This is a genomic window from Williamsia sp. SKLECPSW1, from assembly GCF_054332755.1.
In genome coordinates this window covers 1,812,289-1,826,484 of record NZ_JBTGLI010000001.1, presented here as the reverse complement: position 1 = coordinate 1,826,484, position 14,196 = coordinate 1,812,289, and the positions used below count along the sequence as shown (strand labels likewise).

The following is a 14,196-nucleotide window of genomic DNA, read 5'->3' as shown; positions in this document are numbered from 1 at the left end:
CGCACGACGGGCCCGGGGTACTCGCCCCGGGCCCGTCGTCTGTGCGCTATCGGAACCGTCGCAGCCGCAGGCTGTTGGTCACGACGAAGACCGACGAGAACGCCATCGCCGCCCCCGCGAACATCGGGTTGAGCAACCCGGCCGCCGCGAGGGGCAGTGCGGCGAGGTTGTAGGCGAAGGCCCAGAACAGGTTGCCGTGGATGGTTCTCCGCGTCGCCCGGGCGAGACGGACCGCGTCGACCGCCGACGACAGGTCACCGTTCATGACCGTGATGTCCGACGACTCGATCGCCGCGTCGGTGCCGGTGCCCATCGCCAGTCCGAGGTCGGCGGTGGCGAGAGCTGCCGCGTCGTTCACACCGTCGCCGATCATCGCCACGCGCGACCCCTCGGCCTGCAGCGACTCGACGATCGAGGCCTTGTCCGCGGGCAGCACCCCCGCGATCACCCGGTCGATGCCGACCGACGCCGCGACGGAGCGTGCGGCGCCCTCGTTGTCACCGGTCAGCAGGACCGGCGTGAGGCCGAGGTCGCGGAACCGGGCGACTGCGTCCCGCGACGACTCCTTGACCTCGTCGGACACGACCAGCACACCGCGCGCGACGCCGTCCCATCCGACGCCGATCGCGGTGGCGCCCGACTCCTCGGCGGAGACGACAGCGCCGCTCAGGGTGTCGTCGACGGTCATGCCCGAATCACGCAGCCACGTCACCCGGCCCGCGAGGGCAGTGCTGCCGGCGACGACGGCCGTGACGCCTCGGCCCGGCTCGGACGAGAAGTCCTCCACGGGCGGGAGGTCGGCGCCGAGGCGACCACGGGCACCGGCGGTGATCGCTCGGGCGATCGGGTGTTCCGACCTCGCCTCGACGGCCCCGGCGACCCGCAGCACCTCGTCGCGGTCGACGCCGGGAGCGGCGACGACGTCGACGAGTGTCATGACGCCGGTCGTCACCGTCCCGGTCTTGTCGAGTACGACCGTGTCGATGCGGCCGGCGCGTTCGAGTGCCTCCTGTCCACGGATGAGGACACCGAGTTGAGCGCCTCGTCCGGTCCCGGCCATCAGGGCGGTGGGTGTGGCCAGACCGAGTGCGCAGGGGCAGGCGATGATCAGGACGGCCACCGCGGCGGTGAACGCCGCCGCCGCACCGCCGCCCGCGACGAGCCATGCCACCAACGTCACGATCGACAGGACCAGCACCACGGGGACGAAGAACGCGGAGATCGTGTCGGCGACGCGCTGCAGTCCGGCACTGCCCTCCTGCGCACGCTGCACCAGCTGGGCGATCTGCGCGATCTGGGTGTCCGCACCGACGGTCGTGGCGCGCACGGTCAGGGTGCCGTCGACGACGATGGACGCTCCGACGACCCGGTCGCCCGGACCCGCGTCGACCGGCACCGACTCACCGGTCACGACGGACGCGTCGACCGACGAGCGGCCGTCCTCGACCACACCGTCGACGGGGATCTTGTCGCCGGGACGGACGACGACGAGGTCCCCGACGGCGACCTCGTCGGCCGCCACCGTCCGCTCCCGACCGTCGACGAGCAGCGTCGCCTGTTTGGCACCGACCTCCGCGAGCGCGCGCATGGCGGCGCCCGCCTCACGCGTCGACCGGGCCTCGAGGTAGCGCCCCGCCAACAGGAACACCGTGACGCCGGCCGCGACCTCGAGGTAGATCGACGACGACGCGTCGCCGCGGTCGAGAGCGAACGAGAACCCGTGACGCATGCCAGGCATGCCCGCGTGACCGAGGAACAGCGCGTAGAGCGACCACCCGAACGCGGCGCCGATGCCGATGGACACGAGTGTGTCCATCGTGGTGGCACCGTGGCGCGCGTTGCGGACCGTGGCCAGGTGGAACGGCCACGCACCCCAGACGACCACGGGTGCGGCGAGGGTGAGCGACAGCCACTGCCAGTTGTCGAACTGCAGCGCCGGGATCATCGCGAGCGCGATCACCGGGATCCCGAGTGCGGCCGAGATCCACAGGCGTCGGCGGAGATCGGCGGCGTCACCCCGAGGGGAGATGTGGGCGCCGCCGAGCTCGTGATCCTCCGTCGTCGGCGGCGCGGACGACCCCTGCTCGTCGCGCACGACAGCGCGGTACCCCGCCGCGGAGACCTGGCCCGCGAGGTCGGACACGGTGACGTCGGCAGGATGGTCGACCCGGGCACTGGCGGTCGCGAAGTTGACCGTCGCCTCCACACCGTCGATCTTGTTGAGCCGACGCTGGATCCGGGCCGCGCACGACGCGCATGTCATGCCCTCGATGTCGAAGCGCGCTGTCGTCGACGTCTCGGACGTGGTGTCACCCCTGGTCGTGGTGTCACCGGCCGTGGACGTCATGACGTCAGCTCGTAGCCCGCCTCGTCGACCGCCGCCGCGACCGCGGCCCGATCCGGCTCGGCGTCGGCGTGGACGGTGAGACCGCCCGAGGCGAGATCGACGTCGACCTCGGTCACACCGGGGATCGCGGCGACCTCCTCGGTGACGGCGCGCACGCAGTGCTCGCAGGTCATGCCGGTGACGGTGTAGATGCTGACGCTCATGGTGAAGTCCTCTCGACGGGGGTGGCGGTTCTCAGGAACGGACGAGACGGGTGATGGCATCCATCGCCTCGGTGACCTTGGCCTGACCGAGCTCCGGATCCTCACGGGCCGCGTCGACGACGCAGTGACCCATGTGCTCCTCGAGGAGGCCCAGACTGACGGCGTGCAGCGCCTTGGTCATGGCGGTGACCTGGGTGAGGATGTCGATGCAGTACGCCTCGTCGTCGACCATCCGCTGCAGTCCCCGCGCCTGACCCTCGATCCTGCGCAGGCGCTTCAGGTAGTCGTCCTTGCGGTGGATGTACCCGTGCTGCCCGGTGCCCTCGGCCATGTCGCTCCCTGGTGGTGTCTTCTGGATACCCCCACCAGGTATACGCGCGATCAGGCCGTCCCGCTACCCCCGGGGGGTAGTACCCGGCGGACGTACCCCACGCCCGCCCGCCGGGCCGGGCCCCGGGTCACGACGACATCAGACCCAGCTGCGTGAGGAGATCGAGCTGGTCGAAGTAGAGGTGCTCAGACCTCAGCGCGAGCCCGTCGACGAGATATGTCGCGCTCCAGCGGAACTCGACGGGTCGCCCGGTTGCAGCGACGGGGCCCGCGGGGGTCTGCAGCACACCGTCGTGCACGCCGCATGTCTGCTCCCCGCCGTCCGGAGCGACCTATTTTCGCTAGAGTGGCACTCTAGCGATGTGACACCAGGCCCGTCACCGCCGTGGACCGCTCACCCCTGCGGCACGGCACACGGTCTCCATGGGGTCGTAGCCGGACGCCGCGTCGGCGAGACGCCGGACCCGATCGGCGATCGACGGGTCGGACAGGACCCGTCGGACTGCGGTACGCACCTGCTCCGGGGTCGGGCGGCGGGTCCCCAGATCGGTCCCGACCCCGAAATGGCTCACCCGCGCGGCGACTTCGGGCTTGTCCTCCCCACCGGGAGCGACGACCACCGGCACCGCGTTCATCAGGGCCTGCTGCACGGTGCCGTATCCACCGTTGGTCACCAGTACCGCGGTGCGCGGCAAGAGGACCGTGTAGTCGATGTCGTCGACGACGATCGCGTTGTCGGGCAGCGGGACACGGACGGTGTCCACAGGAGCGCCACCGGTGGAGACGATCACGTGCACGTCCTCACCTGCGAGAGCGACGAGAGCCGGCTCCACCAGCTGACCGAGGTCGTGGTTGTCCAGGGTGCCCTGGGTGACGTGGACGACGGGCAACCCCGACCCCTCCACCTCGGCCCACCACGGCGGCGCCGATCCGCCGCGGGGCGTGGCCCCCACGGCACCACCGAAGACCAGGTTCGACGAGAGATCCCTCCGCGGGTACTCGAATTCGGCCGGGCACAGCTGGACGAAGCGATCGAATGCCCGCGACAGGTCCAGGACCCCGAACCGCAGGTGGCCGCCCGCCTGCGCCACGCGACTCTCCGCGGCGCGTTGCACCGATCGGAACAGGACCCGTTCGACGAGCTGATGTGCGGCCCGATTGCGCAGGCGAGCCGCGTATCCGGAGCGAAACGGGATGCCGCTGTTGTACGGCGGGACGTCGACACTGCGCTGCGCGAGGGGCAGGGTCCCCAGGCCCAGCACGGGCGGGCGCGTGCCCGGAGGTCGTCCGAGAAGCGGGATCACGCCGGCGAAGGTCGCATCGACGAACACATGGTCGACGGTGGCGCCGTCCATGACGGCGGCGAGGACGCGAGCCTGGTCGGTGATGGGTTCGACGAACGTGCCCATCACCTGATGCCGCGACAACGCGAGGCCGGACAGGTGAGCCGCCTCCGGGGTGAACGAGTCGGGGTCGCGTTCGTCGAAGTCGGCGGCACCGGTCAGCGCCACCACCGTCATACCGGCACGCTCGACGACCTCGGCGAAGCGTGAACCGGTGATCATGGTGACCTCGTGACCCGCCTCGAGCAGGTACCCACCGATACGCACGATCGGACTCACGTGACCCTGCAACGGCGGGCTGCACAACACGATCCGCGCCACGCGCGACTCCCTTCACGACCCCCTATTTCGATAGTATGTCGTCACACTCGATTCAGTGGGCCGACGGGTGGTAGGAACGAGCAGCGGCCGGACCGACACAGGGGGTGGGAGGACATGGTCAAGCGCAGTTACGTCTCCACCCGACGAGCCGCCACGGCTGCGCAGACCCGCACCCGGATCCTCGACGCCGCCCACCACCTGTTCGTCGAACGCGGCTACTCCGCGACGACCCTCAAGCAGATCGCCGACGCCGCCGGCGTGTCGGTGCAATCGGTGCATCTCGCAGGCAGCAAGGCGTCACTGATGACCGCGGTTCTCGAGCGGGCGTTCACCGGCGACGAGAAGTTCGTCTCGCTGCTCGCACGGCCGGAGTTCGCGGCGATCATGGCCGATCCCGACACCGACCGCGCGCTCGACCGCTACGTCGATCACATCGTGACCGCCAACTCCCGCATCGCGGACACATTCCACGCCGCCACGCTCGCGGCCGACTCCGACCCGTCGATCGGACAGGAGCTCGAGCGCAGCGAACTGCGTCGGCTCGACGACATCCACACCGGCAGCGTGTGGTTCGTCCAGCGGGGGCTCGTCGGCGCCGAGGACGTCGGCGAGTTCGCCGACGTGTTGAGCTACCTCACCAGTCCGCAGACGTACCGCTACTTCACCGTCGACCGCGCGTGGGATTGCGGCCGCTTCACGACGTGGCTCAGGCGCTCGATCGCATCCCACCTCACGCCGACCGAGTGACGTGGGACGTCCGGCCGCGCTACCCGGTCGCCGTCGCGAGGTGGGAGTTCACCAGGACCAGCGGGGCCTGCGAGTCATTGGTCTGCGGGACGGCCGACAGGGAGAACTCGCTGATCGCACCGGGCCGGAACACGAGGCAGTGGGTCGACCCGCCGAACTGGAAGTACCCGAGTTCGTCACCCTTGCCGATGTGCGCACCGGGTCGCACGGCGTCGGAGATCAGGCAGGACGAGACCTCCGACATCCCGACCGCGACGAACGCCATCCGGCCGATGGCCGGGTTGTCGGCGTCGATCACGATGATCGCGCGCGCCGAGACGTGGGCGAGATAGGACTGGGAGAAGGTCGGCTGCAGTGCGTCGCCCTGCCCGTCCGCCTCCGAGAAGTAGGTGCCGTCGACGAGGTGGGTGCGCACGATGGTCCCGGCGACCGGGCTGTGCCACCGGTGATAGTTGAAGGCGCTGAGGAAGGCCTGGTACACCGTGCCTCCCTCGAACTCGTCGACGGAGGGATCGTTGTCGAGCAGGTCGACGAGCGAATACGGCTGCCCCTTCACCCAGAAGTCCTCGCGCAGTGACACATCGGTGCTGATGCGATAGGGCGTCGACTCACACGCGCTGACGATCACCGAGTCGTCCTCGGGCGCCGCGACAGGGCGTGCCCCGGGCTTGAACGTGCGGGTGAAGAAGTCGTTCCACGACGTGAACCCGGCGTGCTCGTCGTCGGGGTCGTGGACGAACTCGTCGAACCCGATCTTCTCGCGGGCGTCCGCGCAGAGCCAGCCCGACGGGGAATCGTCGAGGACGTAGCGGGACTCGGGACCGCTGAGGAACTCGCACCACGCCCCCAACAGCTTCTCCAGCATGGCGTTGATCCGCGGGTCACGGAACGCCGCGTGCCCTGCCTCGGTCCCCATCGACCAGTCGAGGATCGCGCCGAGCGGGGTGACGACGGCATTCGGGCCGAATTCCGGGGCCACCGTGAGGACCTCGTCGATCAGACGCAGCAGCTGCGGCAGGTCGTGGATGTGGCGATCCCGATAGGCCCGGCCCGAGGGGACCTGCGCGATCATCTTCTCCAGGTACATCCGCACGACCGGGTCCGCATCGATCAGTTGCTGGAACTCCGTCATGACCGGATGCCACTCCCGATCGGTCCTCGAGTCGGCCTTGTCGCGATGTCCGCGCAACCACTCTTCGAGGTCGTCCTGCTCGGCGGGCAGCCAGCCACCCTGGCGTCGGGAGTCGGGATGGGTCTTGTCGACGGTCATGACCCGACGTTACGCGAACTCGACCGACCGTCGACAAGCGTTGCGGCGGAGGGGTTCCACGGCCCACCGACGGATCGGACAAAGCGCGCGGCGGTCGCGCCGGGTCAGCTCGGTGACCAGCGGGCGGCGAGATCGACCGCCGACTCCCAGTTCCCGATCAGTCGTCGACGTTCGTCGTCGGGGAGCGCCGGCGTCCACCGCGCCGCGGGCTGCCAGTTGTGCCGCAGCTCCGCCCGGTCCGCCCAGAGCCCGGCGGTGAGTCCCGCCCCGTATGCCGCGCCCAACGCGACCGCCTCGGCCATCCGGGGCCGCACGACGGGGAGCCCGCACACGTCGGCCACCATCTGCATCAGCAGGTTGTTCGCCGTCATGCCGCCGTCGACGACGAGGGTCGACAGACGGGTCGTCGCACCCGCGGCCACCAGGTCGTCGTTGACCGCGGTCACCATCGCGTGCGCGCCGAAGGCGTTGGTCTGCAACGCTGCCCGGGCCAGGTGGCCGCGGTTCACGTAGGCGGTGAGACCGACGATCAACCCGCGGCTGGAGGAGACCCACCGCGGGGCGTGGAGTCCGGAGAACGCGGGGACGATGTAGCAGCCGCCGTTGTCCTCGACCGTGGTCGCCAACGTCTCGATCTCCGCGGCGGTGTCGATCAGGCCGAGGTTCTCGCGGATCCACTCCACCAGCGCGCCCGCCGTGGGGTTCGACGCCTCGAGCGCATAGTGCAGGGGCTCACCCTCCATCTGGAAGGCGACGGTGGTGATCAGCCCGTTGACCGACCGGACCATCTCCCGACCGGTGGTGAACAACAGGAACCCACCCGTCCCGAGGGTGTACTTGGACTCCCCGGGCTCGAACGCGGTCTGGCCGACCAACGCGGCCTGCTGGTCCCCGATGACCGTGGTGATCGCGAGTCCCGGCACCGGGTCGACGGTGGTGCCCACCCGGGACAGCGACGGGCGGATCTCCGGCAGCACCGTCTCGGGGATGTCGAACGCCGCCAACAGATCCGGGTCCCACCGGCCGGTCGCGATGTCCATGAGCATGGTGCGACCGGCGTTCGTCGGGTCGGTGACGTGGAGCCCGCCCTCGGGTCCACCGGTGAGGTTCCACACCAGCCAGGAGTCCATCGTCCCGACGAGGACGTGACCCGCCGCGGCGGCGTCGCGCGCTCCCGGGACCTCGTCGAGCAGCCAGCGCAGGCGGGGCGCGGAGAAGTAGTTCGACAGGGGTGCACCGCTGCGCCGGGCGATGTCGTCCGCGTGACCGCGCTCGCGCATCTCCTCGATGAGGCTCGTCGTGCGCGTGTCCTCCCAGACGATCGCCCGGTGCAGCGGCCGACCTGTCCGCACATCCCACATCACCGCCGTCTCCCGCTGGTTGGTGATGCCGACCCCCACGATCTGCTCACGGGTGACGCCTGCCGAGCGCAGCGCCTCGGGCAACAGGGCGCGCACCATCGACCAGATCTCGGCGGCGTCGTGTTCCACCCAGCCGGGCCGGGGGAAGTACTGGTGGTGACGTCGCTGGGCGACCGACACCATGGCGCCACCGCGGTCGTACACGATGCATCGTGTCGACGTCGTGCCCTGGTCGATGGCGACCACGTGGTGCGTGCTCATGGTCGTCGACCGTGTCCGAACTCGCGCGAGATCGATCGGCCGGCGGCGACGACCTGATCGAGGACGGTGCGCTGCGGTTCCGAGCCCCGCCCGCAGATCCGGGCGGTCGCACCCGTCACGCCGACGACGGCCATCACCGTCCCCGTGTTGTCCCGGACCGGAACGGCGAGCGTCGCCAGATCGTGGATGTGATCACCCACCACACAGCACCACCCGTCCTCGCGCACCCGCGCGAGCGACTGGGCGAGCGCGTCCGGGTCGGTGATCGTGCGGGCGGTGTGCGCCGGCAGGTCCGTCGCCAACGTCACGCGGGCGAGGTGGGCGTCGTGGGCGAGATGGACGCGGCCGAAGGCGGTGACGTGCACCGGCGGTGTCGAGCCCGTCGGCAAGGGACGATCCGGCGTCCCCGCCGCCTGCCCACCGCCGCGGACACTGGATCCGAGGACGTCGTGCACGACGACCATCTCGCCGCCGCGCACCGCGGTCACCTGTGTCGCCAGACGGGTCCGCGAGGCCAGCGCATCGGTCCAGTTCAGTGCCCGGGCGCGGATCTCGTTGTGGTCCCACCGATCCCGTCGCGGGAGGAGGGCGTCGACGACGAGGCTGTAGTCCCCGGTACGGACGTCCTGGTCGACCACGCCACCGGCGACCAGCGTGCGGACGAGACCGTGCGCTGTCGACCGGGCCACACCGATACCCGTGGCGATCTCGGACAGGGCGACCGGCTCGTCACGGGCGGCGAGCAGGTGCAGCACCGCGGTCGCGCGTTCGACGGACTGGATGAGACCGGGCACGACGCGGACGCTACCCCCAGTCCGGACGGGGTCGTGGTCGATCGGCGTTCGACGATGTCGAACGGCGGTCCTCGTCAGGGGTCGGCGGCGTGCATACGTTCGAGGGGCGGTGAGATCCATGTCACCGCCTGACAGATCCATTCCAACGGCGGAAAAGGACCCATGACCAGCTACGTAGGCGCCATCGACCAGGGTACGACCAGTACTCGATTCATGATCTTCGACCACAAGGGCGCCGAGGTCGCGCGCCACCAGCTCGAGCACGAGCAGGTGATGCCGCAGGCCGGCTGGGTCGAGCACGATCCGATCGAGATCTGGGAACGCACCTCGTCGGTGCTGCAGAACGGGCTGCGCAAGAAGAACCTCAAGGCCGGTGACCTCGCAGCGCTGGGCATCACCAACCAGCGCGAGACCACCGTCGTGTGGAACAAGAACACCGGGCGGCCGTACTACAACGCGATCGTCTGGCAGGACACCCGCACCGACAGGATCGCCTCCGCGCTCGAGCGCTCGGGCGCCGGGGACGTAATCCGGCAGAAGGCCGGCATCCCGCCCGCCACGTACTTCGCCGCGGGCAAGGCGCAGTGGATCCTCGAGAACGTCGACGGTGTGCGTGCCGACGCCGAGGCGGGCGACGCTCTCTTCGGGACCATCGACACCTGGGTGATCTGGAACCTCACCGGCGGGATCGACGGTGGTGTGCACGTCACCGACGTGACCAACGCCAGCCGCACCATGCTGATGAACCTGGACACCCTCGACTGGGACGACGAGCTCATCGCACTCTTCGACATCCCCCGATCCATGCTGCCGACGATCGTCCCGTCGTCGCCGACCGAGCCCTACGGCCACACGACCCGCACGGGTCCGCTCGCCGGCGAGGTGCCGATCGCCAGCGCGCTCGGCGACCAGCAGGCCGCGATGGTCGGGCAGGTCTGCTTCTCCCCCGGACAGGCAAAGAACACCTACGGCACGGGAAACTTCCTGCTGCTCAACACCGGTGAGAAGTTGGTGCGGTCGAAGAACGGGCTCCTGACCACCGTCTGCTACCAGTTCGGCGATCAGCCACCCGTGTACGCCCTGGAGGGGTCGATCGCCGTGACCGGTTCTGCCGTGCAGTGGCTGCGCGATCAGCTCGGCATCATCTCCGGCGCCGCACAGAGCGAATCGCTCGCCCGCGAGGTCCCCGACAACGGCGGCGTGTACTTCGTCCCCGCGTTCTCCGGGCTCTTCGCGCCCTACTGGCGGTCGGACGCCCGCGGTGCCATCGTCGGACTGTCCCGCTTCAACAACAACGCGCACATCGCCCGCGCCACACTCGAATCCATCTGCTACCAGAGCCGCGACGTCGCCGATGCGATGGAGAAGGACTCCGGCGTGAAGCTGGAGGTGCTGCGCGTCGACGGCGGTGTCACCGCGAACTCCCTCTGCATGCAGATCCAGTCCGACGTGCTCGGCATCCCGGTGAGCCGACCGGTCGTCGCCGAGACCACCGCACTCGGCGCCGCCTACGCGGCCGGACTGTCCGTCGGGTTCTGGGAGAGCACCGACGAGCTCGAGACCCATTGGAAAGAGGACTCCCGCTGGGAGCCGCACTGGAGTGACGACGAGCGTGCCGACTACTACGGCCGCTGGCAGAAGGCCGTCACCCGCACCCTCGACTGGGTCGACGTGTGATCGCCACACCGTCATCCCACTCACATCTGATCATCAGGAGAACTCCCGCATGACCGTGCACCCCATTGCACTCGACCCCGAATCACGCCGCGGCGCACTGTCGTCGATGGCGGCTGACGAACTCGACGTCCTCGTCATCGGCGGGGGTGTCGTCGGCGGCGGCGCCGCCCTCGACGCCGCCACCCGCGGCCTGCGCGTCGGCCTCGTGGAGGCCATCGACTACGGCGCCGGCACCTCGAGCCGGTCGTCGAAGCTGTTCCACGGCGGCCTGCGCTACCTCAAGCAGCTCAACTTCTCGCTTGTCTTCGAGGCGTTGCGGGAACGCAAGCTCATGCTGAACACCGTCGCACCGCATCTCGTCCGTCCGGTGGAGTTCGTCTTCCCGCTGGTCACCCCGGTGTACGACCGGGCCTACGCCGGCGCCGGCATCGGGTTCTACGACCTCCTCGGCGCGGGACGCGGTGTGCCCCATCACCTCCGGCACATCGGCAAGAAGAAGACGTTCTCGATCTTCCCCGGCGCCAAGCGCGGCACCATCCGCGGCGGCGTGTTGTTCTACGAAGGTCAGGTCGACGACGCGCGGCACACGATGATGCTGTCGCGCACCGCGGCCACCTACGGTGCGCTGTGTGCTTCGAGCGCTCGTGTCACGGACTACCTGCGTGAGGGCGACCGCGTCGTCGGTGCCCGCGTCGAGGACCTCGAATCCGGTGAGCAGGTGGAGATCCGGGCCAAGCATGTCGTCAACGCCGCGGGCGTGTGGACCGACGAGCTCCAGGACATCCTGGGTGGCACGAGCGCGTTGCGTGTCAAGGCATCGAAGGGCGTCCACATCGTGGTCCCCCGCGACCGCATCGACTCGGCCGTCGGCCTCATCACCGAGACCGAGAAGAGCCTGCTGTTCGTGATCCCGTGTCCGTGGAGCGACGACTTCTGGATCATCGGCACCACCGACACCGAGTGGAACCTCGACCTCGCCCATCCCGCCGCGAGCAGTGCCGATCTCGACTACATCCTCGGCGAGGTCAACGTCATGCTGGAGAAGCCGCTGACACGCGACGACATCGTCGGTGTCTACGCCGGACTGCGGCCGTTGCTCGCCGGTGAGTCGGACCAGACGAGCAAGCTCTCGAGGGAGCACGCCGTCGTCCCGGCCGCACCGGGTCTCACCGTGATCGCGGGCGGCAAGTACACCACCTACCGGGTGATGGCCGCCGATGCCATCGACGCCGCGGTGCAGGGTCTGCGCGGCACGGGTCGTCGCGGGGTGGAGCCGTCGCGAACAGATCGGGTCGCCCTCGTCGGCGCCGACGGATACGACGAGCTGTGGGAGGCGCGTGTGCGCCTGGCCAACGAGCACGACCTGCCCGTCGCCACCATCGAGCACCTGCTGCATCGGTACGGCAGCGCGATCTCGGAGATCTTCGAGATCATCGAGGCGGAGCCGGAGTTGGGTCGACCGCTCGCGTCCACCGACGACCGGTACCTGGGCGCCGAGGTGCGTTACGCGGTGACGCACGAGGGTGCACTGCACATGGTGGACATCCTGGCGCGTCGGACCCGTGTGTCCATCGAGACCGCCGACCGCGGCAAGAGCGCGGCGGTCGAGGTCGCGGACATCGTCGCCGGGCCGCTCGGATGGTCGGCCGAGCAGCGCGACAAGGAGATCCGGAACTACCAGGCGCGGGTCGACGCCGAGATCGAGTCGCAGCGTCAGCCCGACGACCAGACCGCCGACGCCGCACGGCTCGGCGCACCCGGTGTCCGTGGGTCGTCCGCCGTCGCGGACGTCTCCGCGTGACCGCCATCAGCGACGGCCAGATATGGCTCTGGGAGATCATCGGCACCGCGGTGCTGATCCTTCTCGGTGCCGGCGTCGTCGCGGGCAACAACCTGGTGAAGTCCGGTTTCCACAACAGCGGGGGCCTGTTCATCAACTTCGGGTGGGGTCTGGCGGTGTTCACCGGTGCGTCCATCGCGTGGAAGTCCGGCGCACACCTGAACCCGGCGGTCACCCTCGGGTTGGCGATCGCGGACAAGACGCCGTGGTCGCAGGTGCCGATCTACATGTGCGCGCAGATGATCGGCGCGTTCATCGGGGCCATGCTGTGTTATCTGGCCTACAAGAAGAACTTCGACGCCGATCCGCACCCGGAGAACACCCGCGGCATCTTCTGCACGGGCCCGCAGGTGCGGAACCACTTCTGGAACACCGTCACCGAGGTGATCGGCACGTTCGTGCTGGTGTTCTGGATCCTGCGGTCACCGGCCCTCTCCCAGGACGGCGGTGCCCTCGATCTCGGCAACTCCGGTCTGGGGTATGCGGGCGTCGCGTTCGTCGTCCTGGTGATCGGCAACAGCCTGGGCGGGCCGACCGGGTACGCGATCAACCCGGCGCGTGACCTCGCCCCGCGGATCGCGTACGCACTCATGCCCATTCGCGGCAAGGGCAGCCTCGAGTGGAACTACGCGTGGGTTCCTGTCGTCGGACCGTTGATCGGCGGCGCGCTCGCCGGCGGTCTGTTCCTCCTCACCCACACCGTCTGAACCGGGAGGCCCGCCACCGCGTCGGTCGGGCGTCAGGCGTCCCGTGCGCGACGGCCGCGCGGGGCGCGCAGCAGGTCGGCGAGGCGCGCCAGCGCGGCGACGACATCGTCCAGCGCGGCGACCACCGCGGGGTCGGTCGGCGACGCGACAGGAGACCGGTCCTGCGCGTCGTCGACCTCGCGGTGGGGGCCGCCGTGGCGTCCGGTCGGGGCCTGCGTGTCCGGGTGTGGTCCGTCGAGCCCCGGGGTGCGGACCGCGCGGTTGCGCATCGACGGGACGTCGGTGGCGAGGTCGAGGGCGCTCTGCCGGGGGATGTCGGCACTGCTCGGTGCCGCAGAGATCGGGGGTGGCGCCTGCGGGGGCGGCGCCGGACGGTGCGCGTGGCCGTTGCTCGGCGCGAACCAGTGGGCGCCGGGGTGCCCCTCGAACAGGATGCACGGTGTGGCCGCGGGCACGGCGCAGGGATTCCGCTCGATCAACGACTGTGCGTGGGCGTCGGCGTCGTTCCACTGGATCCAGAGGCGGCGGTCGAAGCGGGGCACGGATTCGGCGTCGCTGGCGTGGTCACCACGGTGACCGATGCTCAGACGACAGTCGACGACCCATCCACTGACGCTCGTGTCCCCCAGCGCGGCCCGTTCGGCCGCGGTACAGATGACGGTCGACCAGCACCCGTCGTTGACCATGCTTCATCCCCTCGCCCCCGCGCGGGCTCAGACTAGCCGGGCGACGCGACGGATGTGGTCGGGACAGCCCACGGATCAGGGCTGATCGACGAGGACCCGCTCGTCGGAACTCGACGCCTCGTCCACAGCACGCTTCTCCGCGAGCGAGATGGCCCGCCCCACGAGCAGCGAGACGCCCACCGCAACTGTGCCCCACACGACGACGACGGTCGCGATCACGGCGATGAGGAGAACACTCATCTCCGCACACCTGCCTTCCGGCCGGATGCCCCCGCCCGGCTGTCGAGACCCCCGACAGAACATTCACTT

14 protein-coding genes are annotated in these 14,196 nt (G+C 69.7%); 4 read left to right on the top strand and 10 right to left on the bottom strand.

The annotated features are described in order from the left end of the window. Positions 1 to 46 precede the first annotated feature (46 nt). The 5 genes from ACXVUM_RS08320 to ACXVUM_RS08300 form a co-directional block, all read right to left on the bottom strand. Positions 47 to 2,347, bottom strand: coding sequence for a heavy metal translocating P-type ATPase (locus ACXVUM_RS08320; RefSeq protein WP_458521351.1), 2,301 nt, complete (start codon positions 2,345 to 2,347; stop codon positions 47 to 49). Continuing rightward, the gene (locus tag ACXVUM_RS08315; protein WP_458521350.1) at positions 2,344 to 2,550 is read right to left on the bottom strand and encodes a heavy-metal-associated domain-containing protein; all 207 of its coding nucleotides are present in this window, start codon (positions 2,548 to 2,550) and stop codon (positions 2,344 to 2,346) included. Before ACXVUM_RS08315 ends, ACXVUM_RS08320 begins: the two co-directional genes overlap by 4 nt. Positions 2,551 to 2,581: 31 nt before the next feature. After that, positions 2,582 to 2,881: a metal-sensitive transcriptional regulator gene (locus ACXVUM_RS08310; RefSeq protein ID WP_458521349.1), complete on the bottom strand. Its 300-nt coding sequence runs from the start codon at positions 2,879 to 2,881 to the stop codon at positions 2,582 to 2,584. A gap of 127 nt (positions 2,882 to 3,008) precedes the next feature. Further along, positions 3,009 to 3,179: a hypothetical protein gene (locus ACXVUM_RS08305; RefSeq protein WP_458521348.1), complete on the bottom strand. Its 171-nt coding sequence runs from the start codon at positions 3,177 to 3,179 to the stop codon at positions 3,009 to 3,011. A gap of 78 nt (positions 3,180 to 3,257) precedes the next feature. Further along, positions 3,258 to 4,544 carry a nucleotide disphospho-sugar-binding domain-containing protein gene (locus ACXVUM_RS08300; RefSeq protein ID WP_458521347.1) on the bottom strand — a complete coding sequence of 429 codons (1,287 nt, stop codon included), beginning with the start codon at positions 4,542 to 4,544 and terminating at the stop codon, positions 3,258 to 3,260. A 114-nt stretch (positions 4,545 to 4,658) separates the two neighbouring features. Here ACXVUM_RS08300 and ACXVUM_RS08295 point away from each other — a divergent pair, with 114 nt between their 5' ends. Continuing rightward, entirely contained in the window at positions 4,659 to 5,291 is a 633-nt protein-coding gene (locus tag ACXVUM_RS08295) for a TetR/AcrR family transcriptional regulator (protein WP_458521346.1), read from the top strand. Positions 5,292 to 5,310: 19 nt separating this feature from the next. On the opposite strand, the gene ACXVUM_RS08290 is transcribed toward ACXVUM_RS08295, so the two are convergent. The 3 genes from ACXVUM_RS08290 to ACXVUM_RS08280 form a co-directional block, all read right to left on the bottom strand. After that, on the bottom strand, positions 5,311 to 6,561 hold the full coding sequence (locus ACXVUM_RS08290; RefSeq protein ID WP_458521345.1) for a phophatidylserine decarboxylase associated domain-containing protein: 1,251 nt from the start codon (positions 6,559 to 6,561) through the stop codon (positions 5,311 to 5,313). A 104-nt stretch (positions 6,562 to 6,665) separates the two neighbouring features. Beyond that, positions 6,666 to 8,183 carry a glycerol kinase GlpK gene (gene glpK / locus ACXVUM_RS08285; protein ID WP_458521344.1) on the bottom strand — a complete coding sequence of 506 codons (1,518 nt, stop codon included), beginning with the start codon at positions 8,181 to 8,183 and terminating at the stop codon, positions 6,666 to 6,668. After that, positions 8,180 to 8,977: an IclR family transcriptional regulator gene (locus ACXVUM_RS08280; RefSeq protein WP_458521343.1), complete on the bottom strand. Its 798-nt coding sequence runs from the start codon at positions 8,975 to 8,977 to the stop codon at positions 8,180 to 8,182. Before ACXVUM_RS08280 ends, glpK (ACXVUM_RS08285) begins: the two co-directional genes overlap by 4 nt. A 162-nt stretch (positions 8,978 to 9,139) precedes the next feature. Between ACXVUM_RS08280 and glpK (ACXVUM_RS08275) the strand changes: the two genes are divergently transcribed. Genes glpK (ACXVUM_RS08275) through ACXVUM_RS08265 form a run of 3 tightly spaced genes read left to right on the top strand, consistent with a single transcriptional unit; the run spans position 9,140 to position 13,201 of the window. Beyond that, complete coding sequence (gene glpK, locus ACXVUM_RS08275) at positions 9,140 to 10,654, top strand: glycerol kinase GlpK (RefSeq protein ID WP_458521342.1); 1,515 nt, start codon at positions 9,140 to 9,142, stop codon at positions 10,652 to 10,654. A gap of 49 nt (positions 10,655 to 10,703) precedes the next feature. Beyond that, entirely contained in the window at positions 10,704 to 12,455 is a 1,752-nt protein-coding gene (locus ACXVUM_RS08270) for a glycerol-3-phosphate dehydrogenase/oxidase (protein WP_458521341.1), read from the top strand. Positions 12,456 to 12,460: 5 nt separating this feature from the next. After that, positions 12,461 to 13,201 (top strand): MIP/aquaporin family protein, encoded by a 741-nt coding sequence (locus ACXVUM_RS08265; RefSeq protein WP_458522825.1) that lies wholly within the window; start codon positions 12,461 to 12,463, stop codon positions 13,199 to 13,201. 32 nt (positions 13,202 to 13,233) lie between these two features. Here ACXVUM_RS08265 and ACXVUM_RS08260 read toward each other — a convergent pair whose 3' ends face one another. Then, positions 13,234 to 13,887: a hypothetical protein gene (locus ACXVUM_RS08260; protein WP_458521340.1), complete on the bottom strand. Its 654-nt coding sequence runs from the start codon at positions 13,885 to 13,887 to the stop codon at positions 13,234 to 13,236. A 75-nt stretch (positions 13,888 to 13,962) separates the two neighbouring features. After that, positions 13,963 to 14,127: a hypothetical protein gene (locus tag ACXVUM_RS08255; RefSeq protein ID WP_458521339.1), complete on the bottom strand. Its 165-nt coding sequence runs from the start codon at positions 14,125 to 14,127 to the stop codon at positions 13,963 to 13,965. Between the last annotated feature and the right edge of the window lie 69 nt (positions 14,128 to 14,196).

Coding starts and splice junctions, on each gene's coding strand:
- ACXVUM_RS08295 (WP_458521346.1), top strand. CDS start 4,659: ATGGTCAAGCGCAGTTACGTCTCCACCCGACGAGCCGCCACGGCTGCG.
- ACXVUM_RS08270 (WP_458521341.1), top strand. CDS start 10,704: ATGACCGTGCACCCCATTGCACTCGACCCCGAATCACGCCGCGGCGCA.
- ACXVUM_RS08310 (WP_458521349.1), bottom strand. CDS start 2,881: ATGGCCGAGGGCACCGGGCAGCACGGGTACATCCACCGCAAGGACGAC.
- ACXVUM_RS08315 (WP_458521350.1), bottom strand. CDS start 2,550: ATGAGCGTCAGCATCTACACCGTCACCGGCATGACCTGCGAGCACTGC.
- glpK (WP_458521344.1), bottom strand. CDS start 8,183: ATGAGCACGCACCACGTGGTCGCCATCGACCAGGGCACGACGTCGACA.
- ACXVUM_RS08255 (WP_458521339.1), bottom strand. CDS start 14,127: ATGAGTGTTCTCCTCATCGCCGTGATCGCGACCGTCGTCGTCGTGTGG.
- ACXVUM_RS08290 (WP_458521345.1), bottom strand. CDS start 6,561: ATGACCGTCGACAAGACCCATCCCGACTCCCGACGCCAGGGTGGCTGG.
- ACXVUM_RS08320 (WP_458521351.1), bottom strand. CDS start 2,347: ATGACGTCCACGGCCGGTGACACCACGACCAGGGGTGACACCACGTCC.
- glpK (WP_458521342.1), top strand. CDS start 9,140: ATGACCAGCTACGTAGGCGCCATCGACCAGGGTACGACCAGTACTCGA.
- ACXVUM_RS08260 (WP_458521340.1), bottom strand. CDS start 13,887: ATGGTCAACGACGGGTGCTGGTCGACCGTCATCTGTACCGCGGCCGAA.